The following is a 26,297-nucleotide window of genomic DNA, read 5'->3' on the forward strand; positions in this document are numbered from 1 at the left end:
ATTTAATCCCGCATTACGGTTAGATTGCCTCCCATCTTTGGCAAGTAATAGATGGACCGTAAATGCCAATCTGTCCAGCTATAATGGTAAAGTCTGTTTTGATCTACTTTATCCAAAAGAAGATCGCACCTTACAAATTAAAATTTTATCTTAAGCAAACCAGTTCCAATTAAGTGGTAATCTTGCACCAAGGTAGAATGTGGCAATAAAAGCAATAATTAATACTGCCCAAAATATACCTGTTTTTTTCCCTAACTTTGTACGGATTAAAACCATTTCCATCATTGCGATTACTACGACACCAAACAGAAATTTCACACCATATAAAGCCGGATCAAAATCACTGTGTTTTGCGAATAAAGTAATGCCAGTTGCGAGAATAAGTAAATAAAACACACGCAAAATCATTTGGACAACTTTCATCGCTTTCTCTTTTCCGCTCTTGTGCAAAACAATTGCAACAATAAACAGGATAAGGCCAATCACCCATGTTGTGATATGGGCATGTGTGTTATCGAACATCCCGTTTCCTCCTATTCTATTTTCCCCATTGGAAAGACAATATTTTCCTCATCTTACCACAATCAGATTAAGAATCACAAAGCTTATCCCACTATTTCACAATATTGTTCAATTTGCCTATTCCTTCAATTTCAATCTCGATTGAATCACCTGATTTTAGAAAACGAGGAGGTTTAAAACCTTTTCCTACACCAGCAGGGGTTCCTGTAGCAATAATATCTCCTGGTTCCAGCGTCATTCCTTCCGATAATACAGAAATTATTTCTTCAATCGGAAAAATAAAGTGTTTAGTGTTAGAATTTTGGCGAATTTCACCGTTCACCTTTGTTGAAATGTTTAAATTTCCAGGATCAGAAATATCTTCCTTTAGGACAATCCACGGCCCTATTGGACAAGAAGTATCCAAACTCTTACCAATAAAAAACTGCTTATGACGACGCTGAAGGTCGCGAGCTGTTATATCGTTTAATATTGTATAACCGAAAACGTAATCTAATGCTTTATTTTGAGGGATATTTTTCCCTTTTGCACCGATAATGATAGCGAGTTCACCTTCGTAATCAAGTTCACTTGTTACTTGCTCATGTGCATCGATAACTTGATTATGACCGATTACTGATGTTGGAGATTTCGTAAACACCATGACATGCTCAGGAATATCTGCTTCACTTCCCATCTCAATTGCATGCTCCCGATAGTTTTTCCCTACACACATAATATTCTTCTGCGGTCGCGGAATTGGTGCTAACCAATTGATTTCTTCCAATGGAAGTAAATAATCTACTTGCGAGTGATTGTTTCCCCATTCAATTAGCTTATTGATACAAACTAAAAAATCTTTTCCCTGCTTAATCCCATCAATGATCGTAGCTGGGCAAAATATGCCACTTTTTTCAGAAAGGATATCCAATCTCCATACACTTGTTTCTTCCCTATTCAAGACACCATAATTTTCAATGCCATTCAACTCATATGTGATGAATTTCATGTTCTCTTTTCTCCTTATTCTTTATGCGTCCATATGTTAATGTTCGCCATAATTTTTCAATTGGACCATATTTAAATTTTGATAACCATAGCTCCGCTAGTATTACTTGAATAACATAAATGGCAATCGCAAGCCATGTCCCTGAACTCATTGAGATTTGTCCATAAAGCCCTAATCCGTATTGATAGAAAATCAACGTTCCAATAAGTGATTGTGTTAAATAAAGTGTAATGGACATTCTTCCCGCAGATGCTAATGGTTTGAACAGTTTTGCCATAAAATTATTAGACATGATCATAACAATTAAAGCTATATAAGAAATCGCTAATAAAGGACCGCCAATCATATCTTGAATGTATTGGATGCTAATCGATGGTTCAAATAGTAACGGAAGCATTTTTCCAGTTAAACCCAAAATAAGAAAGACAATAAATATAATGAGCCATTTCTTTCTTTGATTATGCGCTTTCTCTAACCATTTTAACTTAGCTGCACCTGCACCTATCATCATTAACGGCAAGATCATAAAAATTAATACGATGAAGTTCCCTGCGCCATTTCCATATGACCAATCCTGGAATCTTTGTATCGTAATCTCCCAGAATGTGCCATTCGCATAAACTTCTTCAGATTGTTGTAAACTCAAAATATCGGTAAAATCTGCAAGTGTTGTAGTATCCAATAGAGAAATGAGTACAAGCAGTCCCCCCATTAATAATTGTGGCAATATGTATACCGCTGTGCCGATCGCTAGTAAAAGTGGCCCTGACAATCGTAACAATGGTAATAATAAAAGCCCCATAATTGCATATGTGATTAAAATATCACCATGCCAAATCAAAAAGGCATGAATGACTCCAAACAAAAGTAAAACAATTAATCTCCTAACCGATATTTTCCAAAAAGAAGTGCCCTTCAATTTGGAACGTTCTTGCATAATCACCATTCCATAACCAAACATCATTGCAAATATCGGATAAAAACTTGCCTGAACAAGGATATCAATCCACATATAGACGTCTAAATCACCATATTTCCACCATTCGTATGGGTTGTAATAACTCATTGGTGAATGAAAACTAATCATATTAACAAGTAAAATACCTAACAATGAAAAGCCTCTTAATACATCAAGCGACTGAATCCGCTCTAATGATGAAGTAGGGCCAATTTTTTGCTTCAATTCCATACTCCCCCTATATTTTTCTAATCTTTATTGTAACTTCCCAATCCGTGAATCACAAATTCTATCTGTATTCATACTATATTTTGAAACAGATTAAAAGATAAAGTGAAACTTCAATCAGTGGAGCTTTCTTCTCTCCCTCAGCACTCTAAATTTTCTGTTAATTGTTGATGGGGACGGTTCTGCAGTAAGTAAATCAAGATAAAGACAGGATACTTTTTAATAAAGGATGTGATCCGTTGTGCCTGGATTTGTGGGTGCAGTTCAAATAGTCAGTATGGGCTCATCTGGGGTTTTTAATATAGGGGATGTTTTCCAGGTACATCCTGTATCCACTTCTAAAGTGTTCGCGGGAGCAGGATCCTTCAATACTGGCGACAGAGTCGAAATTATTAATCATAACTCTGCAACTTATACGTATGATGCAGACCTTATGGATCAACCTATAATGTTTACTTTATAAATCAGATTATTAATTCTTCGGAGGAAAGGTTATGAAAATTAATGTCCAGCAAACCATTTGTATTCAAACGATCAAAATTGGAGCGATCACGAATTCTTCCGTCCTTCAAATAGGTACTTCTGGTATCATCACCCCCTCGGCTCATTTGTATAATACAGGTGGTTTTAAAGCGGCCGCACCTCAAGTACCAAAAGGAGAAATTGCTACAGAATTCGAAGAGGCAACCCAACAACCAACCCTTGTCCCCCTTACTTAATAGTGATGATTTACTGAAAAGGTGGTTTCATAATGGATCATTATCTTCAACAACTCTATCATTATACAAAACGCCAACAAAAAGAAATTGATCTTCTTAAATCTTCTGTTCAGTCGTTAGTGCAAGAACTTCAAGCTTTGAAGGAAAAACCAGCGATTACTGTAGAAAGGCTAGAATATAAATTTGACCAATTGAAGGTTGAAACCCTAGAAGGAACATTAAATATTGGGTTAAACCCAGCCGACTTAGGAGGAATTGAGGAGTTATCAGTTCCTGGACAAATAAACAACAATGCAGTTAATTCTTCATCTGAAATACTCAAAGAACCTTTACTACGCAGATTGACTAAGGATATCGACCAGACATTCGATACGATGGTAAAAGATGTTGAGGAACAGGCTGGGTACGAAATCGATAAGAGCTATTATGAACTTATGAAACAGGATATTCAGAGGCAATTGCCTGCAAGAGTCGACTTTTATTTGCAACAATTTAGAAGCCAAAATACTAAAGAAATTTCTGAAGAAGAATTGCAGGAACAAATTCATAAAGCAATAGTAAATGATGTTCAGAGGGGAATCCATACTTTCATTACACAATTGCCGAAAAATGTTAGAACAAATCAATCTGAAAATGGAAAGGACGATAATAAATGATCCTTAATGTTGTAAATCGGGAATTATCAGTTGGGAATATTGATATTATGGGGGTTACTACTTCCTCACTATTGCTAATTGGGGATGCAAATATGATTCAATTAGCGTCTACATTTGATACTCCACCAGAATCATTAATTATCGGTCCTTTTGAACCTATAACTGAGGAAGATGAAATTGTGGCAACGTAATTCGATCGTTCAGACTATATTTGTGAATAACATCATATTTAGTTCAGTTTTGGAGATTGGTGATTCCATACAAACGAAAGCAAGTAGCAAAGCACTAGCTGACCATAGACAACACTCTATTTTTTTAGGAAATGAAGGGAGTTTTTCCGCCTATCCGACTTTTTCAGAGCCCATTCCACTACCAATATCATCACTTTCCGCTCCCATCATTCACAAACACCATGATTTACCTAATATAAATGTGAATCATATAAAAATCACTGGTATGTCAGCATCTGCCGTTGTTCAAGTTGGAAATACAAACAATGCCTATATGGAATCCCGCGTTAAGCATATTAGACATCTTCCTGAATAACAGAAAGGAGGTCTGTAGTCTATGCCAGCTATTACAGGACCGATTCAAATATTTAATATTGAAGGAGGCACTGTTCATTTCGGTGATACTGCTGTCATTTCACCAAAATCAGCTAGTAAAGCAAGTACTGGTTCTGGCTCTAGCAGTTCCGGCGCACTTGTAACCACCATTAATGGTGTGAGTGTGACAACAATGATCGATCCTAATCTAATTGATCAACCAACTTTTGGGAATAATTAAAAAGCTGCCCCTCAACATAAAAGTTGCAGGGCAGCTTTTTCTTACATTTCCAAAAAATGACCACCATCAAAGAAATACAAATACTTACCTATTACTTTTTTTCCAAGAATTTCTTGGATTGCCCGTTCATAAAAATTCAACTGTGTGCGATACCGATTAGCTAATGTGTTCTTTGCTTTAGGAAAACCACCAGCAAATTTCCCGTGTATCGTATCGGTCTTATAATCAATTAGATAGACCCCAGTCTCATCCTCCAATATACAGTCAATAATTCCTTGCACTAATACATTTTCATTTTCCCCATCCCAATCAATGTATACCTCTTTAGCAGGAACCCCAATTGTAAAAGGAACTTCTCGTTGTATACTACGTGCTGAAAGCATTTTCTGTCCAATTTCTGTTTCAAAAAAACGAACAATTTGTTCACATGAAACGATTTCAGCCTGCTCTGCTGTAAGTATCTCTTTCTCAACTAACTTTGCTAAACAAGTTTGAACAGATAATAAAGTCGGAACGTCTTCTAATGGAATATGTTGCATAACAGTATGCATTGCCGTACCATACTCCGTCGGCGATAAATGCCCTTTTTCCTTCATAAATTTTGGCCGATCATAAACTGCTTTAGGATCACGTTTAATAAATCTTGTGTCACTCGTTTCATCATTAACTTCAAAGATTCTTTTTAATTCCGTGACGGATTGTTTAGACATCTTACTTGTTGCTTGGCTATGAGAGTACTTCCATTGTAGTCTGGATATCACTTCTGTATTTCGAGCAGAAGTCATCAGAAATGGCTTTTCGGCTTTTATTGTATTAAGCCATTCATCTTCCATATTGTCTTCTCTAGTCGGCTCTTCTGAGAAATCCTCTCTAGAAAAAATGTCCATTTTCCATAAAGAAGGATGTTCTAAATAATGCCCTTCTCCCTTTTCAGGAAAAAAATCAGAGCCTTCCTCGTGTCTCATTAGAGCCATTCCTAGCCAATCTAAATAAGAGACAGCACTCGAACGATCATGATCACGAAGCAACCAGTCCGAATGATGAGCAGCCTTTAACCATTTCTTAACTTCCTTATCGGCATTTTTGGCACTGCCAACCAAGTAGAGTTTTTCTTTTGCTCTTGTCATAGCTACATATAAGACACGCATCTCTTCCGCAAGAAGTTCCATTTTTTTCTTTTTCCGTAGAGCAATTTGCGGTAAAGAAGTGTATGAAATCCTTTTTTCAGAATCCACATATTTACTAGCAAATCCAAACTCTTTGTCAAATAGATAGCTACTATTAATATCTCTCATATTAAATTTCCTGCCAATTCCTCCAACAAAGACAACCGGAAATTCTAGCCCTTTACTAGAGTGAATCGTCATAATTCGGACGACATCTTCCTCTTCGCCTAATGCATGTGCAACTCCTAAGTCATTACCACGTTCTCGCATTCTCTCAATGAACCGTAAGAAACGAAATAACCCCCGGAAAGTGGTTTCTTCATATTGGCGAGCACGGTCATATAACGCTCGTAAATTAGCTTGTCTTTGCTTCCCTCCTGGAAGTCCCCCAGAAAATTCATAAAATCCAGTATCACGATAAAGTTGCCATATCAATTGTGACAAGGCCCCTTCTCTTGCTAAACCTCGCCATTTTCCTAGTTGTTCTATAAATTCGGAAGTTAACTCCCAGGCATGGATATAACGATTGTCTGCTGATGTAGAAACAAATTTTTTAACTGCTTCATAATAGCTCCCCCTCTTGGATTGCAAACGAATATAGGCAAGCTCTTCTTCATCCAATCCGACAATAGGTGAACGAAGTACTCCAGCGAGAGGAATGTCTTGATCCGGATTATCGATAATTTTTAGTAAAGACATCATGATTGAAACTTCCGTTGTTTGGAAATATCCATTTGATAAATCTGCATAGCCTGGAATTCCAGCCGCTTTTAATTCCTCCATTATATCCGATGCCCAACTTAAAGAACGAACAAGGATAACAATGTCCTTATAACGAATTGGTCGCTCGTTTTTAGCTTTTAAATCATAAATAGGTTTCCGCTCATCAATGATTTCCCTTATTTTTCGGGATATAAAACGAGCTTCTAGACGCGATTGTTCAAGCTCAACTCTATCAAAACTTTCTTCATTTGTTCCCTCTTGATCCACTTCTGATTTTTCAGATTGATCAAGGATTGCTATCTCTACAGGATAAAGATTGTCAGATATGACTGGATAAGCCGATCCTTTCACGAGTTCGGCTGATTCGTCATACTCAATTTCACCAACTCCAGTTCCCATGATTTGTTTGAATAAAAAATTTGTTGCATCTAAAATCTCACTTCTACTTCTAAAATTACGAGATAAGTCAATACGGAGACCCGTCTCATTACCTTCTGAAGTAAAACGAATATACTTATCCAAAAACAAATTAGGCTCTGCTAGACGAAAACGATAGATAGATTGCTTGACATCTCCTACCATGAACAAATTACCATTGAATTCTTCGCCGTTTGAAATTAATCGAATAATCGTTTCTTGCACCATGTTGACATCTTGATATTCATCGACTAATACTTCTGTGAATTGACTGCGGTAAGAAAAAGCTACTTCCGATGGTTGAGGCTCCTGCTCACCAGCTTGTTGCTCAACTAGAATATCAAGACAAAGATGTTCTAGGTCAGAAAAGTCTACAATACCTTTCTCAGCCTTTTTTATTGCAAACTGTCTTGAAAATCGTTTAACTAGCTCAATGAGACTCTCTAATTCCGGCTTCATCCCTCGCATATCTTTCAAAAAATATTCAGGTTTTCTCGAAAAGAATTCTTTCTGCAATTTTTCAAGGGCACTTTTGGCATTCTTTCTTAATTGATCGGCCTCTTTAACTAGATTCGGGTCGTACTCATCACCTTTACATGGTTTCGCTCTAGAAAATTTCCATTGATTCATAACATCGTACAATTGCTCCCATCCCTCGTACGCAGCTTGTTCGATATTTTCGATAATCAATAGATCATCTTGGAAGTTCTCGAATCTAGGGGCTGGTCCCCCTGGCATTCTAGCTAATTCCATTGCCTGACTTATATTCTCTTTAGCAGCCGATAATTGTAAAGATATATCAAATTTTAATACATCTATGAAGGGCAACTCCTCAACACTCATACCCTCTGTAACATCATACATTTCAATAATTCTGTCTAGCCATTGATCAGGATTTGGGTGTGAACGTGAAAAATCATAGAGTTTAAGGACCAGTTCCTGTAAGGCAAGATCACTTCGATCATTAGTAAAAGTGTCTACTAGTCGAAAAAAACGTTCGTTTTCTTCTAAACCGTATTGAGCTTCAAATAAATCATCAAGTACTTCATCTCGCAGAAGATCTGATTCAGTTTGATCCGCTATTCGAAATCCTGGATCAATATCAACTAAATAATAATACTTACGAACAACATTTAAGCAAAACGAATGAAGTGTGGAGATAGCCGCACTATTTAATAGCCCGAGTTGTCTGCGTAGATGAGAGGATAACGGATCATGACTAATCGCCTTTTCCAACGCCTCTCCAATTCGATGCCTCATCTCAGCTGCTGCTGCATTAGTAAAAGTTGCAACTAGTAATTGATCGACATTAATGGGATCCTTTTCAGCTAATATTTTCTGAATAATCCTTTCAACTAAGACAGCTGTTTTTCCCGAGCCTGCTGCAGCCGCTACGAGTATATCTTGATCTTTTGCCATAATCGCCTTCCATTGGTCATCTGTCCAATGAACAGTATTAGGCTTTATTGGAATCGCTGTTTTCATGATCAATTTCGACTCCTTTCATCTTTTCAAGTACATCATCTAATGGCCATTTAGGTATTTCACGATAATCATTTCCCCCTAAATTCTGATCAAACTGACAAACTGGTTTGAATGGACAAAATTGACAAGGAGTTCGATCAGCTAATCGATACGGCGCAATTTCAACTTCTCCTGAAACAATCCGATCACCTGATTGTTGATATAAATTTCGAACATAGTTCTGTAACGCACCGAAATCTTCCCTACTAGCAGCATTTGATCTTGCCGTAAGATTCCCATCTTTTTTTAAGCCTGCCGGAACAATATCTGAACTACCTGTGGTTAAGCTACTATCCATTAACTGGATAACTTGTGAATTCCCAAGTAATAATCCTTTCATTTTAAACTTTTTTAATAGTTCTTTCTCTACATCCTCGATTGTCGTTATATCATCTCCATTGATCATCGGATTGTGCACATGGAAATAGAGTACACCTGCGGGAAGTGCATTCTTTCCAATTAATTTAACAGAATGGGTTAACACAATATCTAAATAAGTGAGCATTTGTAACGACAGCCCATAATACACTTCATTAAGATCAATTTCTCTAGAACTGGATTTATAATCAATAATACGTAAATAAATGTTATCATTATCTTCCGCTTTATCGACTCTATCGATCCGCCCTTGCAGTTGCATTTTCGTCCCATTTTTTAGTGTGAAAGAAAGTGGCGGAAGTTCTTTTGCTGGTCCAAAGGTTAACTCAAGCCCAACAGGTTTAAATCCACTTAGCTTGGATTGAGTACCAAGAATCAGCGATGCTCTCGTTATAATCCTTTCTAGTTTTCTCATAATGTAAATATAACGATTGGAACTTAATAGAATCTGATTAAATAGTTTTGGAGCAAGCTGTTTGACAGCCTCTCTTGCAAACCTCTCACATTCACGTTCAGTGAGATTAGCCCATGATAATCCTTCCCTCTCAATAGCATCGGCAATCCATTTAAGTGCTGCATGGAATAGATCTCCAATATGTGGCGCTTCGAGCTTGAAAACATCCCTTTCATGAAGCTTAAGTCCATGCGAGCTAAAATGAGAAAATGGACAACCATGAAACATTTCCATTCTGGAAACACTAGCCAATATTTCCTTCCCATATAGATCCTGACTCGTTGTCTCTGATAACTGAACTACTTCATTGCGGTAGTAAAGACTAGATAAAATTCGGGTTGCCTTTCGTTTTAATTGAGGATTGTCCATATAATAATTAAATACATCCCACCAAAAGTCAGGTATAGGGTAATGTCTTTTCTTCAATTGCAATTGAGCAGATAAATAGGCAATTGCCGTTGTTGGATGAGAAATATAGGCGAATTGTTCTTCTTCTGCCAATTCCCCAGGATCATTCACTTCGTAATTCTCTTCAATTTCTTGGAATATATCTTTTATCCTTTTTACATATGGGGAAGGAAGCATTGCTTTCCCCTCATCATTTGCTAAAGGGTAAGATATATATAATCGGCTCTGCGGAGTAGTAAAAGCTCGGTAAGCAACAAAATCCTCGTCTAATAACTTCTTTTTCCCACTTGGTGCAACTTCTATTCCAACATTTACCAAAGCATCGCGATCTTCATCTGATAGTATTCCCTCATCTCCATGAGCCTTTGGCAATACACCATCGTTTAGACCAACAACAAAAGCAACTCGAATTCCATACAAACGGGACTGCTCCATGTCAGCAATAAAAACTTGGTCAAGCGCAGGTGGTATTAAAGAAAATTTTGCTGCTTCTAAACCAGAATCTAATATTGCAATAAATTTCGGAAGCGAGATTTTTTGATCTCCCAAAACTTCAACAAATTCATCCAATAATCCTATAACTGTATTCCAGGCTTGATCATATTCCCTTGCGGAGACTAATTGACCTTTTTCTTCTGCCGCGAAACTTTTATCTTCCAATTTACTAGGAATATCGTGTTCCTCAATAAAACGATAAACTGCTTCACAAAGTCCCCGACCAGTTTGTGCACCTTTCAAGCGTTTAGAAAGCTTTAATAGTGGCTGAATTACGAGATCTCGTGAATCATTAATTTCATCTTCCATTTTCCTCTCTGCATCCGTTTGAACTACTCTTTCCATTTCAAGCCCAACGTAGCGTTTATAAGGCCATCTTCGCTTATTCGTCCATTGCTCACCCTTTACTCCATGCGAAAGGACATAATTTTCCAGCCTATCCATTCTCTCTCTAATCAATTCTGGTTTAGATTCACTTGGAAACAAAAGCTCCGTTTTAACCACTCGAAAAATGGGTTCATAGCGCCAATGACTACTGATTGCTTCTAGTGAGCTACGAATAAACTCAATGAATGGATGATTTAACATCGTTCTTTTTTGGTCATGGAAAAATGGAATATCATAATCACGAAAAACCGTTTGAAGCGTTTCTTGATAATCCTGCCCATTTCTTATAAGAACAGCAATATCTTGATAGCGATACCCTGACTCCATGACTAATTTACGAATTTCTCGCGCGATACTTTCTATTTCTGCACGTCGATTAGTTGCAATTTTTAAGGCAATAGCTGGTTTTTCGTTATAAGGTTTAGATGGGCGTTTTTCAAATTGACTTTGGAGATGTTGTAAACTTTTATCTTCAAATTTTGGCGAATCAGCAAGATAAACATCGTCTTCTATTTCAATTTCATTTGTTCTTGCCATTTCAAACAAAATTGAATAAGTGTCCCCTGTCATTCTAAATAAGTATAAGTCATCTGGTCTCGTTCCAAATTTGAAAGGCCGATCCAACATAAGGGCAATTGAAACCCGTTTACATGTTTTCATTAACTCCCCAATCACTAAATATTCCTGTGGGGTAAAATTTTGGAAGCCATCAATGTAGATCTCAGCATTTTTCAAGTAATTAGATTCACTAATTGAATTTGCGAGTAGATGTAAATAGTCATCTGAGCCAATGTATTTTCCTACTAATGCTTGCTCAAATTTGCTATATACCAATTCTAAATCATGTAATTTATCAGCAAGTACACGTGTAGAAGCTCCAAAAACTAATTGCTCTTGCTTTTCCTTTAATTCCTTCGGTTTAATACAATAATGTTTAAATTCCGTTAACATTGTTTCAACATGTTGGATAAATCCCGTTTTATCAGATGCTTTCTTAAATAATGTTAGTTCATCTTTATGATCTTCTATTATTTTTCTGATCAACATATTTAAGCCCGTACTGGAAATGTGTTGACGACTTACACCGCCTGTTTCTTGAAGAACTCGCCAAGCGAGTCTTGTAAAGCTAAATACTTGAGTACGAATCATTCCCGATAACTCTTGTGAGTTGACAAGCTGATACTCGGATAAGAAAGTCATTTGATCTGGAACAATATATAATACAGGATCACCTTCAGGTTTCCCTATTAACTTTTCTCTTATTTCATTCAAAATCGTAGTTGTCTTACCTGATCCCGATCGACCAATGACAAAACGAAGTGACATATCTCCAACCCCTTTTGCTTGGAACACTATGTTATTAATAATAGTGCTATTATATCACAAAACCCTATATTAAAACATACGTTCGAGTTGTTTCCAGTAAAAAACACTGCTAAAGCAGTGCTTGCCTTTTTAATATTTAGTTCATCCTTCAGAAAGTCCCTTCTCTTTCAGTTTCTCTTCAATCTTCTTACCAATATACCAGAGAACTAAGATAACGACGAGAACAATTCCAGTACGAATCGGTTGTTTAATCAGTGAAACAATATCATGTCCAATAAAACTTAAAGTGAAAATCATAACTGCTTTTCCAGCAAAGACTGCAATCATATATTGATAAATACTAATTTTCGAAATCCCTGCTACTATATTTACAAGTGCGGATGGGGTGAACGGAAAACACAATAATAGAAATAATGGTCCAAACCCGCGTTTTTCTAACCATAAAGTTAAACTTTGAACTTTCTTCCTTCTTAGCAAAAAGCGAAAAAAACGCGTGTCTCCGTATCTTCTTACAAGTAAAAATACTAAAAGTGCCCCTATTGCTGCACCAAGCCATGAATATAAAAAGCCAAGCCCTAATCCAAAAGCATTAGCATTGGCCATAACAAATAAAAACAATGGTAAAAAAGGCAAAAAAGCCTCTAACATTGGTAATAAGACACCTGGCAATGGCCCGAACGAGCGATATTGATCAATTAAATCAACAACATTTTCTAATGTAAACCAATCCTTAATCGATTGAAAATCCATACTAATTCCTCGATCCATTCTTACAAAATAGTGGAAAATCCCTTAAATTATACCATAAATTAATTCAATTCAAAATTTCCCTAGTAACAGTTTTTATGAAAAAGCATAAATTCACAGGGTTGTAACAATTTTTACGCACTAAAAAAAGCAGCCTGAATCGACTGCTTTTTTACTTTATATATATTTGATAAACCAATCGCGAATATATTCAAGACGATTAATTCGTAATGTCGGTTTACCGCTCCGTGATAACTCATGATTCGATTCAGGGAAGCGGATAAACCTCGTTTCTTTCTTCTGACGTTTTAATGCGATAAATAATTGCTCTGCTTGTTCGATAGGACAACGATAATCTTTTTCATTATGGATGATTAATAGCGGTGTCTCGACATGATTCACATACTTTAACGGTGAGTGCCCCCACAGCTTTTCAATATCACTCAAATCAGCTAGAATTTGCCACTCTGTAAAATAGTATCCAATATCACTTACACCATAGAAACTAATCCAATTACTGATAGAGCGTTGGGTAACAGCTGCTTTAAAGCGATTCGTATGGCCAACAATCCAGTTTGTCATAAAGCCACCATAGCTTCCTCCAGTTACACCTAATCGATCTTTAGCAATATAATCATATGTATCGATGGCATAATCAACTGCAGCCATTAAATCTTGGTAATCTCCGTTTCCATAATCACCTCGAACCGCATTAACAAATTTCTGTCCATACCCATGACTGCCTCGCGGATTGACATAAAGAACTGCATACCCCTCAGCCGCTAGAATTTGGAATTCATTAAAATAAGTATTCCCATACATCGCATGTGGACCACCATGAATTTCTAGAATAAGCGGGTATTTTTCCCCTTCCTCGCAGCCAATTGGTTTCATAATCCAGCCATGAACCGTCCAGCCATCTTTCCCAGCAAATTCAATTTCTTCAGGTACCGATAATTTTCGTGTACTTAAAAAGTTCTGATTAACCTCAGTCAACCGTTCTTTATCACCAGACTGTAAATTTACGTAATAAAGGTCACCTGGTTCTGTAGGCGTGCTAATCGCGACAACCGCCTTATCACTATCGGCATCAAGAGAAAAACCATAGGTATGTTGCTTATCATTGAAAGCTGGGTATAACTCACCATCTACGTTTCCGAAATAGATAGATGTATTACCATAATCTGTCACTTGAAAATAAAAGCTTCGACTATCTGCCAGCCATTGTACACCAGGAGATACGGTTCCTTGCAAAAAATCTCCAACGACAAAATCTCCAATTGGAGCATCAAAGTCACTTGTTATACATACCTTTGTGTCATTTTCCAAGTCATAAATCCACAATTTTGCTTGAGTTGCATTTTCATATTCACGCTCGCTTCCTACATAGGCAAGATAACGACAATCTGGTGACCATGATGTTTGATGAAACATACCTGTACCTTCTGTCAATTTTCGTATTTGCCTTGAATCCATATGCAGCAAATAAATATCATTTGTAAAGGAGAAATCCGTATCCTCTGACAAATCGGCCGTATAAACTAGGAATTTTCCGTCTGGAGACCATGTTTCAAGTCGGAAATTATACTCACCTTCCGTTAATTGTTCCAGTTTTTCCGTTTCCAAATCGAGGAGAGCAATTTGTGAAGACTGATCAAGATCAAGGAATCCACTTGCATCTGATTTATATTTCATTTTATCGACTTCAAGCGGCTTTACTTCCGCTTTCTTCTTATCTTTTTCGGTATCTGTTTGATCGTCGACTGTTTCTTGCTTCCCTAGCTTCACGGAAAAAGCCAATTTCTTTCCACATGGGGACCAGACTGGGTTAGAAGCTCCGTTTTTGCAATCTGTCAGCTGTTTAGCTTCCCCACCATATTTGGACAACATATATATTTGTGACTTACCGCTTCTCGTCGAAACGAAAGCAACTTGATTCCCATCTGGTGACCAGACAGGAGAATTTGTTTTATGATCGCCAAATGTCCAAGCTTTCGGTTTTTTCTCATTGAGATTTATGTAAAAAAGATTAGAAACATAATCATTTTTCTCCTTGTCCAAATGTGTCTGAATATAGACGATTTCCTTTCCATCCGGAGACAATCTAGGATCGGCTACTGACTTTAGTTCATACAAATCTTCTGGCTTGATTCCCTGCTTATTATTCATCCTCCATCTACTCCTTTATCGTTTTTTTTTATAAGGTAATTGTTATTTCGACACTCTAAATAAATCCCCTTCTTAATTTTATCATTTTTTATTGTCAATTTTTGCTACTTGCTAAATATTTATTTTCTGGATACAATATATAGGAACACTAGTTCCTAGGAGGGTTAAGCTATGACGCGAATTCCAATGAATGACAGAGATATAATAGAGCAAGCTATCTATTTGCCCATGTTATTAACAGTTCTAAGCAGGGATTTACGAATCGTGCAAAAAAGTCCCTTCAAACTCAAGGACCCTTATGTAGAGCTAATTGAAGAAACAATGAAATCTATACAAAAGGATCTTGCAGAAGCCAAGAGATACATGCATAAAAACAATATCAAAATTGAACGACTCAAATCTGACGATGCTTTCACGATGTATCTTTTCCTTTATAAAGGCTATGAAGAAATGCACAATTACTTTAACCCAAGGCTTCGAAATAGAGTTGAAGAACTCATGCGCTCCTATATGTTGAAACAACCAGAAAAAAGACAAAAAGAAAAGGAAGCAACTTAGCGCTTCCTATCCTTCGTTCGATAAGGTTTTCTCTTTTCAGATGCAAAAAAAGAGGATTGCCTTACCTGTCTTTCATACATTTCCATCCGCTCAATATTTTGTTGATATTTTATCCTGAGAGTGGCAGTCCGCGAAAGTTGTGTCCCAAAAGAGGTATAGGAAATAGGAATTAAGTACTCCTCATTATTTTGGAATGTAACAATCGTTTGATGATTTACATCTCCCTTACGATATGAAACAACATGATCATGAGCAACCCAAATACACTGTGGCTTGGTAGGCGATGTTGTTGGAAAAAAGTAAATAGATGTGTGAGGATCAACGATGATGGGTGCTTTGTGGGTGATGTTTACGAGTTGTTGTGTGCCTCTTCGGCGCCCTGCATAATCGCTTCCGAAATATTCGCAAGCCCTTTTTATTATTTTTAGTGGCCTCTCATGAGATAAAAATTGACAATCCATCTCAATAATTTCTGAAGAAACTTGCTCCTCCTCTATTATTGGTATAATCATCAACGTATGGGGATTTACTTCATATTGCTCGATTAGTTCTTTTTTCACCTTTTAATCTCCTTCCCTTTATAACATTATTCCTATATCACTATATCACACAATAGGTAAAATGTCACTACAAATCAAAATTTTTAAAAAAGTTTTTAATATGAATACACTCATCAGAAAATTTAGATTGTTCCATTGATTTTTCATCGCTTTTCATGTATAATTAAAAAAAGTGTCAGAGGTGATCATCGAATGGAAAAAAGAAAATCTTATCAAGAGTTGCTTAAAGAATACACGATGACACAGAAAAAAAATGATACAAAAGAAATGGAATGGTACGTTAATTTCCTGTTAAATGACTTACTGTTACAAAGAAAAGAAAAACAGCTACGCGCCGACATTGACCATTCGCTAGATACCGGTGACAAAGAAGCGTTTACAAAGCTTTCTAAAGAATTGCTTGATCTTGTCGGCTATTAATAGTCTATATGAAAACTTAAAATCCCCCAAATTGGGGGATTTTCTTATTAGAGCAAACTTATTTCTCACTAGAATTTTTACTGTTTTTTTCCAAATCATATTCTTCAATCGCTTGAATCCGCTCCAACATTGTCGGATGTCCATAGCGGAAGATTTTCACTAATAATGGTGGATTTACTTGACTTAGCCCAGCTTTTGTTAGACTTTGAAATGTTTGAATCCCAGCCTCTTTATCTTCTGTCATTTTAATAGCATACGTATCAGCCCGTGCCTCTTGATAGCGAGAGACCATATTCGTAACTGGACTTGCTGCAAATAGGAGGATGGATGTAATAAGAAGAAAAGTAGGCAAAGAGCTAATATTTGTTATTTTTTCTATTCTCCATTCCTCTCCTCGTCGAGAAATCCACTTTTCCATTAATTTAGCCGTAATCCAAAGACCTATCAACGTAAGGAGCAAGTAGCCAGCCATTCCTATATAAATATGTTTTTCCACGTAATGTCCCATTTCATGAGCCATAATGAATAGGATTTCTTCATCTGTCAAACGCTCTAACGTCGTATCCCATAAAACAATTCGAGAATTAGAACCTACCCCTGTCACATAAGCGTTTAAGGAATTAGTCTTCGTCGACATATCGACTTCATACACATGATCCGCTGGGATATTTGCTTTATTAGCAATGTTCAATATCTTTTCCTCTAATTGTTTATCTTTTAATGGGTAAAAATCATTATACAATGGATCTATTAAAACTGGTTGAATAAACATCATAAAGATAGAAAAAGGCACCGATAATGCCCAAGCAGCTAACCACCAACGTTTTTTGAACTTTTTAATCAATGCGTATAAAACCGAAACTATTATGAATAAAAGAGCAAATTCAACCCAAAAGTCAATTAGCTTATCTTTCATCCAGGATGGGAATGTTTGTGTCGAAATGTTATAAGATTTGGAGATCGTAAAAGAAAGATAGCTTAAAGGAAACATCACAATAAAAGAAGCAAGCGATAACCAAAACAAATAAATAGCCGTGCATATCATATAAAATCTCGTCGTTTGCTTTGCCCAACGCTCAAACACACTTGAAATACCAAAAATCAAAATGAGATAATAAAATAACCATTCATAAGGAGTCGCTAGAAAAAAAAGCAAATTGCGGATTTTTGAATAATCCTCAGAAAGCATTAGTTCACGACTGTTTAGGAACGTACTTGGGTCAGCAACTGTTCCCCGAAGTACCTCTGGTATGGACGTATCCGCTAAATAAAACAAATAAGCATACATCAGGATCCCAAAAATAACATAGGCGGCAATAGCCCGTAGCGCCCATTTTCTAACCAATACTCATCCCCCCTGTCCATCTTTTATTATATGTAGAAATAAATTCTTTAATTAGAACTAGCTTTTACAAATAATTGATCTTTACTGCGCAAGTAAAGCCTCAATGCAAATTATAATTCCCCTTTTTAAATCTTCATGTGACCAGCTTGGAATCCTTCCATGTTCAATAGCAAGTTCGTGGGAAGCAGGAATATGAATAAACCCTGCAGGAATAGCGAGATTATGTTCTTTGCAATAATGGAGTGCAGAATACATAACATGGTTACATAAATACGTACCAGCTGTATTCGAAATCTCCGCAGGTAAGCCCTTCTCTTTTAACAGGTCCACCATTTTTCTAATTGGTAATGTTGATAGATAAGCATCCATACCCTTTTCCTGAATCGGCTCATCTACTTTGACATTCCCTTGGTTATCTTTCTCACCATCATTAATATTAATTGCAATACGTTCAGGCGTTATTTTATAACGACCACCTGCTAATCCTAATGAGATAACCGCATCGGGCTGATGGCTAGAAATCAAACTTACAAGCTGTTTCCCTGCTTTTTCAAAATCAACTGGAAGTATCTCTGATATAATTCGAAATCCCCCTACCACTTCATCCTTTAATTCCTGCACAATTTTTTCAGTCGGATTAATCGTAAAAGATAGAAAAGGCTCAAATCCTGTTAATAATAAAGTTTTCATTTTATTTCCCCCTAATATAAGAAAAACGTAAAAGCACCCATTTAATAGCGCATTAGTTTCAAAAGTTCAGACAAATGGGAGCCCTACCGTTAGAAGCTAGCCGTCGTGCTAGATAAAACTTCTTAACTCTAAACAAAGGATAGATTGAGCACTTTAGATGACCCAGTTCTATCCTTTGAAAGATTAGTAAATCAGTTCAATAATCTCTTCTTTCGTGACATTGCCAAAATAATGATGAATATCGACACCTTCAAGTGCCTTGGCAATTTCCTTTCTTTCATAACGAATGCCTGTCAAACGCTCTTCAATCTCCTTTACATCACCCACTCCGAAAAAGTCACCGAAAATTTTGCATTGGGTAATCTCCCCCTTATGAACATCTAAGCGAAATTCAATATGCCCTACAGGGAAGCGATGTGAGAACTGCAAATTAAAGTTTGGGGATTTACCATAATTCCAATTCCAATTCTGATAACGTTCTTTTGAGATCTCATTAATTTTCTTCCAATCAGCATCTGTCAATTTATATTCTGGAATCGGATCAGCATCTTCAAAAATATTGCGTAATAACACAGATCTGAATTCTTCAATTGTCATTTTTTCATCCATGAATTCAGAAATATTTGCAACCCTACTTCTAATCGATTTGATCCCTTTTGATTCAATTTTATCCTTACGTACTTTCAGAGCTGAAACAACATTTTCAATTTCGGAATCGAACATAAGGGTTCCATGGCTAAACATTCTTCCACGTGTTGCAAATTGAGCGTTTCCGGATATCTTCCTCTCTCCAACAACGAGGTCATTTCGCCCTTTCATTTCAGCGTCGACACCTAATTTTTGTAGAGCCTTTACAACTGGTTCAGTAAATTTCTTAAAGTTTAGGAAGCTATCGCCATCATCCTTTGTAATAAAACTAAAATTCAAATTGCCGAGATCATGGTATACCGCTCCGCCACCCGATAATCTACGAACAACATGGATACCATTTTTTTCAACATAATCTGTATTGATTTCTTCAATTGTATTTTGATTTTTTCCAATAATAATGGATGGTCCGTTAATATAAAATAGTAGATACGATTCGTTAATATCAAGATGCTTTAATGCGTATTCCTCAATTGCTAAATTAATCCGTGGATCTGTAATCCCTTGGTTGTTAATAAAAAGCATGCTTCGTCCTCCTATATTGTTATTTTAAGACCTGCTGAGGCCAATTTTATATCCGCTGGAAACTCTTCTCGAGCCTCCTGTAGTAATTGTTGATGATCACCAAAATGAGGTAAGTGTGTCAATATTAATGATTTCACTTGCGCTAGATTGGCCAATTTCCCTGCCTGTTGGCTCGTCATATGATTCACAGCAGCATTCTCCATATTTTTATAATAATTGGATTCGCACAGTAACAGATCTGCTCCTTTTGAAAACTCAACTAAATCTAAGAAATAAGCTGTATCTGCGGTAAAAATAAGCGATTTTCCATTAGCCAATATTCTCATAGCATAACAAGGGACTGGGTGAATAGTTCTAATAAAACTGATCTGAAAAGGACCAATATGTAAAACCTCATCAGCTTTATACGGTATGCCCGTTGTTATATTTTTATATGTTAACGACTGAAAACCAATTTCATCCTCTTGATGGCCATAAATAGGGAGATTTTTCTCATACCCCTCTAAATATTTATCAATTAATAAGGCATGCTGCAAGACGCCAATATCCGCCACATGGTCAGGATGATAATGAGAGATAATGACAGCATCTAGTTGTGATGGTTTTATATATTGCTGAAGCTGTGATAATACAGCACTACCACAATCGAGCAAAAGCTTAAAACCTTCATTTTCGAGCAAATATCCCGTACTCGCCTCACCCACTTTTGGATAGCCGCCCCAATGCCCAATCACCGTTAATTCCACTCGGTCTCCTCCTTATTTATAAAGCTGTCCAACCCATTACTTTAACTATACTTTATTTTTTTATTTTTAAAAAGTTATTGACACCCTCACTCTGTTATAATACAATCTCAATAACGATAAACAGTAATATAACAAAACATCAGGAGAGTGAGTAAAATGATTGAAAGCATCCTCGAATTTTTTAAAAACTTACCCCCGAAGAAATGCTCGGAATGTGGGGAAGCGATCGTCGAACAACATGAATGTTATGGAAATAAATGCGATAAATGTACATCCTTTCAATAAAAATGGCCTGTTGAATCCCTTGCTTACAAACCTAGATTTCTTCACGGATTCTTGGAGTGGGGATTTTACAGCGAGTTAATGAGATAAAAATAACCTTCCGATATTTATTCGGAAGGTTATTTTTATTCGGTCTAGCTCCAGCGCCCAGCGACTTGCAAACTTTCTGCTTCTTCCTACGATAAGTCAACATCGGCTCGTGCCTCGCCGTGTTTCCTTTATCTCAGGCCAACAGGATGTTGGTCAGAACGGCGTTGCGCCAGGACGGCGCGTCTTTAGCCGTTCAACCTTATTATAAAAAAGTTTGTACGTCGCTAAACGGGCGCTTTCGCTTTTCTTTGGCTAGCTCCAGCGCCCAGCGACTTGCAAACTTTCAGCTTCTTTCTACGATAAGTCAACATCGGCTCGTGCCTCGCCGTGTTTCCTTTATCTCGTCAGAAGCTTAAAAAGTTTGTACGTCGCTAAACGGGCGCTTTCGCTTTTCTAATTCCCTTTAAATGCTTCGTCATTAATAAAAAAGCGGATTTCGTTATTTTTATCTACATTGGAATAGGAATAGTCCGCACGCCGACTTTCAAACGGAGTATAATCGAACTCAAAATATTCCTCAGTACCAAACAGTGTGTTCTTTTTACGTTTGTATATATTGATATACACTTCATCTTTACCTTCTTTTTTTAATCGACCGTGTGGAAAATTGGAGTCATAAACATAAAGACGGATTAAGTTAGGGTCATATCGATCGTACTCCATTTTATAGACATTGACCGCATGCCCACTCGAATTTCCGTGTAAGGAAACGTAAATAATTTGGCCATTGGATAAAGCTTCATCGACTTGATCTAATATTTCAAGGTTATTAGTATCATAAGGTTTTGTTTTATAATTTATGAATTCATTTGAGTACATCCATTGTGTCTCGAGCATTTTAATAAGAGTCTGATCTGGTTCCGTAAGCGTATCTGGTTCAACAACCAAATCACCATCCAAAAACTTACTTATTCCAAGATGAGCCATTTGTTCATCAGTAAAGCTGTAATTATAAAGCATCCCATCGTTTAAAAACGAATAGTGAGAAAGCTGGGGCTCCAAATTATAGGATAGTGATGAACTTAATTCATGATCCCCAAGCCAGTCAACTAATTTGCTTCTCCATGTTTCTGGATCATAACTTAACTCCTTTTCAATTTCTTGGCCGTTAAAAACTCGTTCCGTTACCCGGCAATACCCTGCACAAATTCCTCCATCCCCTATCTTAGTCATCATGTTTCCAAATTTAAACGCATGTTTCTTTGATCGAAAACCAGTATCAATCACTTTCCATGAATCTTCGTTCTCTGTCTCTAGTATCTCATCTTCATACATCCAGGGCATGACATATTTTTGAGCATATTCTGGCGTGCCAGTCACTGTTCCGTAATCTAAAAGGGCACGTTGAAACCAACTTCCATCCGTATTATCAAGCGGTTGAAAAATCCGGTCCAATAAAGCGTAAAGCCGATCCAATAAGGCAGCTGAAATTGGTCCAATTTTTCCAATCGAGAGCTCCGTTATCCCATAATCCGGATCCTCGAACTTCTCTTCAACTCCCTTTTCACTATCAAAAAGCCCCCGTTTAAACAGAAAAATCTTATGATCGAAGCCAGCTACTGCACGGCTAAATTGAAATCCTGAAACTCTGAAATAATAATATTTTTCAATCTGATCATATGTATCTGGGTCCAATATATAGACAGGATAGAAATTATTAATTGTAGCTATGAGAGCATTGTCTTCAATTCGTTGGTCTTTAATTTCTACAAAGTCCTCTTTATCAAAATCAAAATAAAAAGCCTTTAATTTTTCTGGGTTTTTTACACCATCTGGTATGCCAAGTTCTATTTCTCCCTCATAATTGAAAAATTGAACAGGTTCTCGAACTGGTTCGTATACGGCTTCCAATTCTGATTGTTGATAAGGCTCAATAAATGTATGATGTTTAGCATTTAAATCATTCGTATGAATGGCAACATCCAACGCTTCATTCTCGATTGTGAATTCATCAATCGTATTTATATCTAAAGGTTTGGTTGGATCTAGCCCTTCTTTAATTTTCGCTAAATCACTGATCCCATCATCAGCAGATGAAAACTTTTTTGGATCAGTATGATAAGTATGAACGGCATCCCAGTCTGAGATTCCATTTCCTGACGTATCTGTTACATACGGATTCAACCCTGCCTCCACTTTTTCACGAATGGTCATCTTGTTTTCACCAATCGTCTCATCTCCGTATAATTCCACGGTCACATCAGTTGAAATCATCGGATCAGTTGGTAAAGATCTTAAATATTTTCCTAGTTTATAATCTTTATATTGTTGATATCCCCAAAAGCCGGCAAAAACAAGTAAAGTGCAGGCAACAAATATCGTAAATAATATAAATAAAAATTTCCCTAGTTTCCGCAAAAACTTCTTCACTCAAAAAACCTCCCAGTCAAAAACTGTTGCCATGATCAATCTATGACTATCTAAACCTCGTAATACCTAAATAGGAATGATTCAAAGTACAGTTTACGGTATCAATAAAGGTTTTTCGATCATTTTCAGGAAATTAGGAAAATAGTTATTGGCTATATGCATTCTCCCCACATCTTTATACCTATCTTTGATGAATAAAAAATTGACCAAACAAAAAATCATACCAATTGCGACTTGGACTATAATTCAAAAAGATGGAATAACACTTCTCACTTCCAAATATGATTTTAAGAGAATCAATGGAATGGAGCGATAATAGTGAGTAATATTGATCAAGCTATAACAAAGGAAATGTTGGTACATTACACTGAATTAAGTTTAAGGAAAAAAGATATTGAGCAGCAGCTGGAAGATTTGAAAAAAGTGTTCAATGATTATTTTGATACAAATGTTGGACACCAGTTAAAAGCAGAAATGACGATCGGAGATTACAAGCTTCAAAGGCAAATCAGAACGATCGAAAAGTTTACTCAAGAAAAAACGATTACTAGATTAGAAGAGTTAAATTTAATGGATTTAATTCAAAAAAAACCTGACGAGAAAAAAATAAAGTCCGCTTTAAATTTAGGCCTGTTAAAGGAAGATGATTTAGCGGATTGTCGAACCGTTCAAACAACACAAGCAATAGTCGTAAAGAAATTAAAGTAAATTACTATAAATTTCTCCATTTCCACATATGTTAAAAAGTTATTGCTAATTCCCTTCAAAGGAAATATACTGAATAGTAATAATTATTACCTTGCAGACGAATCAACAAAATTTACCATCGCCTTGCAGAATCACTTCATACTATACTAAACTATGGGGATCAATTGCATGCAAGGAAACTATCGAAAAAGGTGATTATTCATGTGGAAATGGATTTTACTTATTATGAGTCCCTTATTAATCTTAGCTATTTTTGAAGAAACGAGTAATTTTATTGTCCGACGGATAACTCGTCAAAAAGTTTCAAAGAAGAAAAAGGCGAAAAAGCAAGTTGTGGAGAAGCAAGAAAAACAACGTCAAAGCTCATAAATCTTTTATTTTCTTGTCCTTTTGATCTCCTCCAATTTCGTATATAATTCAGTTTCCAAGTCGTAGTCGAAGTAATTGGCAAATTTCACTAAATAGGCAAGACAATCGGCGAGCTCTTTCCCGAGATTATCCCTTACAGCTCCCTTTGCCCTCTCCAGTGCGTCGACCTCATTACAACCTTCTGCAACCAATCGGTCAGCTAGTTTAAACATTGTTCTAAATTCCTCTGCAACTTCCGCTACTTCTGTAGTAAGCAGCATGTGAATATATAAGAGAAATGTTTTATTTTCAACATAATCTTCTTTATCGAACAAGTTATAGCCCATTTCCTGTTCGAAGTTGCGGTAATACTGTTGTATTCTCTCCATAATTAACCCTCCTTCGCATTCCTATTCGGCATTATTCTACATTCTTCTTCTTGTCAAAAATACCTTCTTCATGTCTGAAATTTGCTGGAAAAGTTTTGGACAAATTCCGAACAAACCGCATTTACGATCCTTTCTTTCCCTATTTTGGCTATAATGGATATATGAGTTTGTACGCAGGAGGGTTATCTTTGAAAAGACTATTCTTTCTTATCATAGTCATTTTACTTATCTTATCTGGATGTTCTTCTCTTCCTAAAAAAGGCCGGCCTCTAGAAGATTTTCAATTTACTGATCAATACGGCCAATCATTAGGATTGGAAGATTTAAAGGGAAATGTATGGGTAGCTGATTTCGTTTTTACAAATTGCACTACAGTTTGCCCGCCAATGACTGCTAATATGACAGAACTTCAACAAATGGTCGAAAAACAGGGGCTTGACAATGTTCATTTTGTTTCCTTTAGTGTCGATCCCGAAGTAGACTCGCCCAAAGCTCTAAAAAAATATGGAGAAGCGTTCGGAGCCAATTTTTCAACATGGCATTTTTTAACAGGCTATGAACAAGAAGTCATTGAGGATTATGCTTATAAGAATTTTAAAGAATGGGTTAAAAAACCGGATAATAACGATCAAGTCATTCACGGAGTCAGTTTTTATCTAATTAATAAAAATGGAGAAGTTATTACCCAATATCCCGGTAATGAAGATGTTCCTTTTAAACAAATTGTAAAAGATATCAAATCAGCCTCTAAACAATAAAAACAAGTGGCTGTCCTATAAGTCCCTCGAATAAAACAGGAGGAGAAAAATGACACTTTTTTCTCCTCCTGTTTTTGTGTTTTTTCGCTTATTACCTGAAAATAGCTGGCGAATGCTGGCTATTTTCAGGAGATTGTGAGCAAAGGCCACAATTCCGAATTCAGTGTGGACCTTTTCAAGACCCCGTAGTAAAAATCTACGGAATGACCGATTGCCCTTGATGTGATCGAACACCCTTTCCACCTCAATCTTGCGCCGAGCGTAGATAGCTGCCTTCTTATCACATTCAAGGGCTGTTTTTGCTTTTGTTTTCATTTCTTCGAAAATCGGATTCCAATGAACTTGACGATTACCTTTGGCTTTTGTGCAGACTTCTTTCAATGGGCAACCCGAACAGTCTTCTCATTCGTAAATCTTGTAGATTTAAAGCTTTGCCATCTTCGATGTTCAGGAGTTCATTTCGGAAAAACATATTGCGCGTGTGGTGGATGAAATGGTGGAGGCGATTCCCGATGCACAACTCTTTGCGTATTATACGGGTGGCGGCCGTAGTTCCTATCATCCAAAAATAATGCTGAAAGTCATTCTGTATAAGGAGCGATCTATGAATGTTGTGTGGTAACTTCATTTTACTAGATAGGACGATTTTTTTGTGCACTTTTTTTAGATATGTTAAAAATAATCGTTTCATTTTAAGCACGTTGATTGGAGCAGAAGGCGCGAGACTCCTGCGGGAATAACATGAGCCTTGAGACCCCGCAAGTCGCACAGCGACTGAGGAGGCTCAAGCCATGCCCGCGGAAAGCGAG

At 36.8% G+C, this 26,297-nt stretch carries 26 protein-coding genes and 1 pseudogene; 12 read left to right on the forward strand and 15 right to left on the reverse strand.

All coding sequences use genetic code 11. The annotated features are described in order from the left end of the window. Nucleotides 1-150 precede the first annotated feature (150 nt). From BN1243_RS05885 to BN1243_RS05895, 3 genes are all read right to left on the reverse strand, one after another. Entirely contained in the window at nt 151-522 is a 372-nt protein-coding gene (locus tag BN1243_RS05885; RefSeq protein WP_062105303.1) for a YisL family protein, read from the reverse strand. A 91-nt stretch (nt 523-613) separates the two neighbouring features. After that, nucleotides 614-1,510 (reverse strand): fumarylacetoacetate hydrolase family protein, encoded by an 897-nt coding sequence (locus BN1243_RS05890; protein ID WP_062105304.1) that lies wholly within the window; start codon nt 1,508-1,510, stop codon nt 614-616. Then, on the reverse strand, nt 1,491-2,699 hold the full coding sequence (locus BN1243_RS05895; RefSeq protein ID WP_062105305.1) for a DUF418 domain-containing protein: 1,209 nt from the start codon (nt 2,697-2,699) through the stop codon (nt 1,491-1,493). The genes BN1243_RS05890 and BN1243_RS05895 overlap by 20 nt, the downstream gene beginning before the upstream one ends. 238 nt (nt 2,700-2,937) lie before the next feature. Between BN1243_RS05895 and BN1243_RS05900 the strand changes: the two genes are divergently transcribed. The 6 genes from BN1243_RS05900 to BN1243_RS05925 are packed head-to-tail and all read left to right on the forward strand — an operon-like array spanning nt 2,938 to nt 4,857. Then, nucleotides 2,938-3,159, forward strand: coding sequence for a spore germination protein (locus tag BN1243_RS05900; RefSeq protein ID WP_062105306.1), 222 nt, complete (start codon nt 2,938-2,940; stop codon nt 3,157-3,159). Between the two features lie 31 nt (nt 3,160-3,190). Next, entirely contained in the window at nt 3,191-3,415 is a 225-nt protein-coding gene (locus tag BN1243_RS05905; RefSeq protein WP_062105307.1) for a spore germination protein GerPB, read from the forward strand. 32 nt (nt 3,416-3,447) lie between these two features. Next, nucleotides 3,448-4,071 carry a spore germination protein GerPC gene (gerPC, locus tag BN1243_RS05910; protein ID WP_062105308.1) on the forward strand — a complete coding sequence of 208 codons (624 nt, stop codon included), beginning with the start codon at nt 3,448-3,450 and terminating at the stop codon, nt 4,069-4,071. Continuing rightward, entirely contained in the window at nt 4,068-4,262 is a 195-nt protein-coding gene (locus tag BN1243_RS05915; protein WP_062105309.1) for a hypothetical protein, read from the forward strand. Before gerPC ends, BN1243_RS05915 begins: the two co-directional genes overlap by 4 nt. Then, entirely contained in the window at nt 4,243-4,617 is a 375-nt protein-coding gene (locus tag BN1243_RS05920) for a spore germination protein GerPE (protein WP_268258063.1), read from the forward strand. Before BN1243_RS05915 ends, BN1243_RS05920 begins: the two co-directional genes overlap by 20 nt. Nucleotides 4,618-4,638: 21 nt before the next feature. Continuing rightward, nucleotides 4,639-4,857: a spore germination protein gene (locus BN1243_RS05925; protein WP_062105311.1), complete on the forward strand. Its 219-nt coding sequence runs from the start codon at nt 4,639-4,641 to the stop codon at nt 4,855-4,857. A 41-nt stretch (nt 4,858-4,898) separates the two neighbouring features. On the opposite strand, the gene addA is transcribed toward BN1243_RS05925, so the two are convergent. From addA to BN1243_RS05945, 4 genes are all read right to left on the reverse strand, one after another. Further along, nucleotides 4,899-8,648, reverse strand: coding sequence for a helicase-exonuclease AddAB subunit AddA (gene addA / locus BN1243_RS05930; protein ID WP_062105312.1), 3,750 nt, complete (start codon nt 8,646-8,648; stop codon nt 4,899-4,901). After that, on the reverse strand, nt 8,620-12,135 hold the full coding sequence (gene addB / locus BN1243_RS05935) for a helicase-exonuclease AddAB subunit AddB (protein WP_062105313.1): 3,516 nt from the start codon (nt 12,133-12,135) through the stop codon (nt 8,620-8,622). Before addB ends, addA begins: the two co-directional genes overlap by 29 nt. 141 nt (nt 12,136-12,276) lie before the next feature. After that, nucleotides 12,277-12,885 (reverse strand): TVP38/TMEM64 family protein, encoded by a 609-nt coding sequence (locus tag BN1243_RS05940; RefSeq protein WP_062105314.1) that lies wholly within the window; start codon nt 12,883-12,885, stop codon nt 12,277-12,279. 174 nt (nt 12,886-13,059) lie between these two features. Next, on the reverse strand, nt 13,060-15,051 hold the full coding sequence (locus BN1243_RS05945; protein WP_062105315.1) for a S9 family peptidase: 1,992 nt from the start codon (nt 15,049-15,051) through the stop codon (nt 13,060-13,062). Between the two features lie 171 nt (nt 15,052-15,222). On the opposite strand from BN1243_RS05945, the gene BN1243_RS05950 reads away from it, so the two are divergent. Beyond that, the gene (locus BN1243_RS05950) at nt 15,223-15,609 is read left to right on the forward strand and encodes a YhjD family protein (RefSeq protein ID WP_062105316.1); all 387 of its coding nucleotides are present in this window, start codon (nt 15,223-15,225) and stop codon (nt 15,607-15,609) included. Here the strand turns inward: BN1243_RS05950 and BN1243_RS05955 are convergent. Further along, on the reverse strand, nt 15,606-16,169 hold the full coding sequence (locus BN1243_RS05955) for a competence protein ComK (RefSeq protein ID WP_069201768.1): 564 nt from the start codon (nt 16,167-16,169) through the stop codon (nt 15,606-15,608). The two genes, BN1243_RS05950 and BN1243_RS05955, sit on opposite strands and share 4 nt — an antisense overlap. A 192-nt stretch (nt 16,170-16,361) precedes the next feature. Between BN1243_RS05955 and BN1243_RS05960 the strand changes: the two genes are divergently transcribed. Continuing rightward, a complete protein-coding gene (locus BN1243_RS05960) occupies nt 16,362-16,589 on the forward strand; it encodes an IDEAL domain-containing protein (protein WP_062105317.1) in 228 nt (75 codons plus the stop codon). A 58-nt stretch (nt 16,590-16,647) separates the two neighbouring features. On the opposite strand, the gene BN1243_RS05965 is transcribed toward BN1243_RS05960, so the two are convergent. From BN1243_RS05965 to BN1243_RS05980, 4 genes are all read right to left on the reverse strand, one after another. Continuing rightward, the gene (locus tag BN1243_RS05965) at nt 16,648-17,934 is read right to left on the reverse strand and encodes a M48 family metallopeptidase (RefSeq protein WP_195892074.1); all 1,287 of its coding nucleotides are present in this window, start codon (nt 17,932-17,934) and stop codon (nt 16,648-16,650) included. 81 nt (nt 17,935-18,015) lie between these two features. Then, entirely contained in the window at nt 18,016-18,624 is a 609-nt protein-coding gene (pcp, locus tag BN1243_RS05970) for a pyroglutamyl-peptidase I (RefSeq protein WP_062105318.1), read from the reverse strand. Nucleotides 18,625-18,807: 183 nt separating this feature from the next. Beyond that, nucleotides 18,808-19,797 carry a lipoate--protein ligase gene (locus tag BN1243_RS05975; RefSeq protein ID WP_062105319.1) on the reverse strand — a complete coding sequence of 330 codons (990 nt, stop codon included), beginning with the start codon at nt 19,795-19,797 and terminating at the stop codon, nt 18,808-18,810. Between the two features lie 11 nt (nt 19,798-19,808). Then, nucleotides 19,809-20,543, reverse strand: a complete 735-nt coding sequence (locus tag BN1243_RS05980; RefSeq protein WP_062105320.1) for an MBL fold metallo-hydrolase — start codon at nt 20,541-20,543, stop codon at nt 19,809-19,811. Nucleotides 20,544-20,699: 156 nt separating this feature from the next. On the opposite strand from BN1243_RS05980, the gene yhfH reads away from it, so the two are divergent. Next, nucleotides 20,700-20,828: a protein YhfH gene (yhfH, locus tag BN1243_RS21340; RefSeq protein ID WP_069201769.1), complete on the forward strand. Its 129-nt coding sequence runs from the start codon at nt 20,700-20,702 to the stop codon at nt 20,826-20,828. Between the two features lie 480 nt (nt 20,829-21,308). On the opposite strand, the gene BN1243_RS05985 is transcribed toward yhfH, so the two are convergent. Then, nucleotides 21,309-23,285 carry a hypothetical protein gene (locus tag BN1243_RS05985; protein WP_062105321.1) on the reverse strand — a complete coding sequence of 659 codons (1,977 nt, stop codon included), beginning with the start codon at nt 23,283-23,285 and terminating at the stop codon, nt 21,309-21,311. A 318-nt stretch (nt 23,286-23,603) separates the two neighbouring features. Here BN1243_RS05985 and BN1243_RS05990 point away from each other — a divergent pair, with 318 nt between their 5' ends. Both BN1243_RS05990 and BN1243_RS21975 read left to right on the forward strand, forming a co-directional pair. After that, nucleotides 23,604-23,993: a hypothetical protein gene (locus tag BN1243_RS05990; RefSeq protein WP_230200109.1), complete on the forward strand. Its 390-nt coding sequence runs from the start codon at nt 23,604-23,606 to the stop codon at nt 23,991-23,993. Nucleotides 23,994-24,194: 201 nt separating this feature from the next. After that, entirely contained in the window at nt 24,195-24,362 is a 168-nt protein-coding gene (locus tag BN1243_RS21975) for a hypothetical protein (RefSeq protein ID WP_154669806.1), read from the forward strand. A gap of 5 nt (nt 24,363-24,367) precedes the next feature. Here the strand turns inward: BN1243_RS21975 and BN1243_RS05995 are convergent, their stop codons facing one another. Next, nucleotides 24,368-24,730 carry a MazG nucleotide pyrophosphohydrolase domain-containing protein gene (locus tag BN1243_RS05995; RefSeq protein WP_062105322.1) on the reverse strand — a complete coding sequence of 121 codons (363 nt, stop codon included), beginning with the start codon at nt 24,728-24,730 and terminating at the stop codon, nt 24,368-24,370. 188 nt (nt 24,731-24,918) lie between these two features. On the opposite strand from BN1243_RS05995, the gene BN1243_RS06000 reads away from it, so the two are divergent. Then, the gene (locus BN1243_RS06000) at nt 24,919-25,488 is read left to right on the forward strand and encodes an SCO family protein (protein WP_062105323.1); all 570 of its coding nucleotides are present in this window, start codon (nt 24,919-24,921) and stop codon (nt 25,486-25,488) included. A 15-nt stretch (nt 25,489-25,503) separates the two neighbouring features. On the opposite strand, the pseudogene BN1243_RS06005 reads toward BN1243_RS06000, so the two are convergent. After that, nucleotides 25,504-25,878: pseudogene (locus tag BN1243_RS06005) on the reverse strand (transposase); the annotation flags it as partial. Nucleotides 25,879-26,297 lie beyond the last annotated feature (419 nt).

It is taken from the genome of Bacillus niameyensis (assembly GCF_001375535.1).
Lineage (GTDB): Bacteria > Bacillota > Bacilli > Bacillales > Bacillaceae_C > Lederbergia > Lederbergia niameyensis.

Coding starts and splice junctions, on each gene's coding strand:
- addA (WP_062105312.1), bottom strand. CDS start 8,648: ATGAAAACAGCGATTCCAATAAAGCCTAATACTGTTCATTGGACAGAT.
- addB (WP_062105313.1), bottom strand. CDS start 12,135: ATGTCACTTCGTTTTGTCATTGGTCGATCGGGATCAGGTAAGACAACT.
- BN1243_RS05940 (WP_062105314.1), bottom strand. CDS start 12,885: ATGGATTTTCAATCGATTAAGGATTGGTTTACATTAGAAAATGTTGTT.
- BN1243_RS05905 (WP_062105307.1), top strand. CDS start 3,191: ATGAAAATTAATGTCCAGCAAACCATTTGTATTCAAACGATCAAAATT.
- BN1243_RS05915 (WP_062105309.1), top strand. CDS start 4,068: ATGATCCTTAATGTTGTAAATCGGGAATTATCAGTTGGGAATATTGAT.
- yhfH (WP_069201769.1), top strand. CDS start 20,700: ATGATTGAAAGCATCCTCGAATTTTTTAAAAACTTACCCCCGAAGAAA.
- BN1243_RS05960 (WP_062105317.1), top strand. CDS start 16,362: ATGGAAAAAAGAAAATCTTATCAAGAGTTGCTTAAAGAATACACGATG.
- BN1243_RS05975 (WP_062105319.1), bottom strand. CDS start 19,797: ATGCTTTTTATTAACAACCAAGGGATTACAGATCCACGGATTAATTTA.
- BN1243_RS05885 (WP_062105303.1), bottom strand. CDS start 522: ATGTTCGATAACACACATGCCCATATCACAACATGGGTGATTGGCCTT.
- BN1243_RS05925 (WP_062105311.1), top strand. CDS start 4,639: ATGCCAGCTATTACAGGACCGATTCAAATATTTAATATTGAAGGAGGC.
- BN1243_RS05950 (WP_062105316.1), top strand. CDS start 15,223: ATGACGCGAATTCCAATGAATGACAGAGATATAATAGAGCAAGCTATC.
- pcp (WP_062105318.1), bottom strand. CDS start 18,624: ATGAAAACTTTATTATTAACAGGATTTGAGCCTTTTCTATCTTTTACG.
- gerPC (WP_062105308.1), top strand. CDS start 3,448: ATGGATCATTATCTTCAACAACTCTATCATTATACAAAACGCCAACAA.
- BN1243_RS21975 (WP_154669806.1), top strand. CDS start 24,195: ATGTGGAAATGGATTTTACTTATTATGAGTCCCTTATTAATCTTAGCT.
- BN1243_RS05945 (WP_062105315.1), bottom strand. CDS start 15,051: ATGAATAATAAGCAGGGAATCAAGCCAGAAGATTTGTATGAACTAAAG.
- BN1243_RS05895 (WP_062105305.1), bottom strand. CDS start 2,699: ATGGAATTGAAGCAAAAAATTGGCCCTACTTCATCATTAGAGCGGATT.
- BN1243_RS05920 (WP_268258063.1), top strand. CDS start 4,243: ATGAAATTGTGGCAACGTAATTCGATCGTTCAGACTATATTTGTGAAT.
- BN1243_RS05995 (WP_062105322.1), bottom strand. CDS start 24,730: ATGGAGAGAATACAACAGTATTACCGCAACTTCGAACAGGAAATGGGC.
- BN1243_RS05890 (WP_062105304.1), bottom strand. CDS start 1,510: ATGAAATTCATCACATATGAGTTGAATGGCATTGAAAATTATGGTGTC.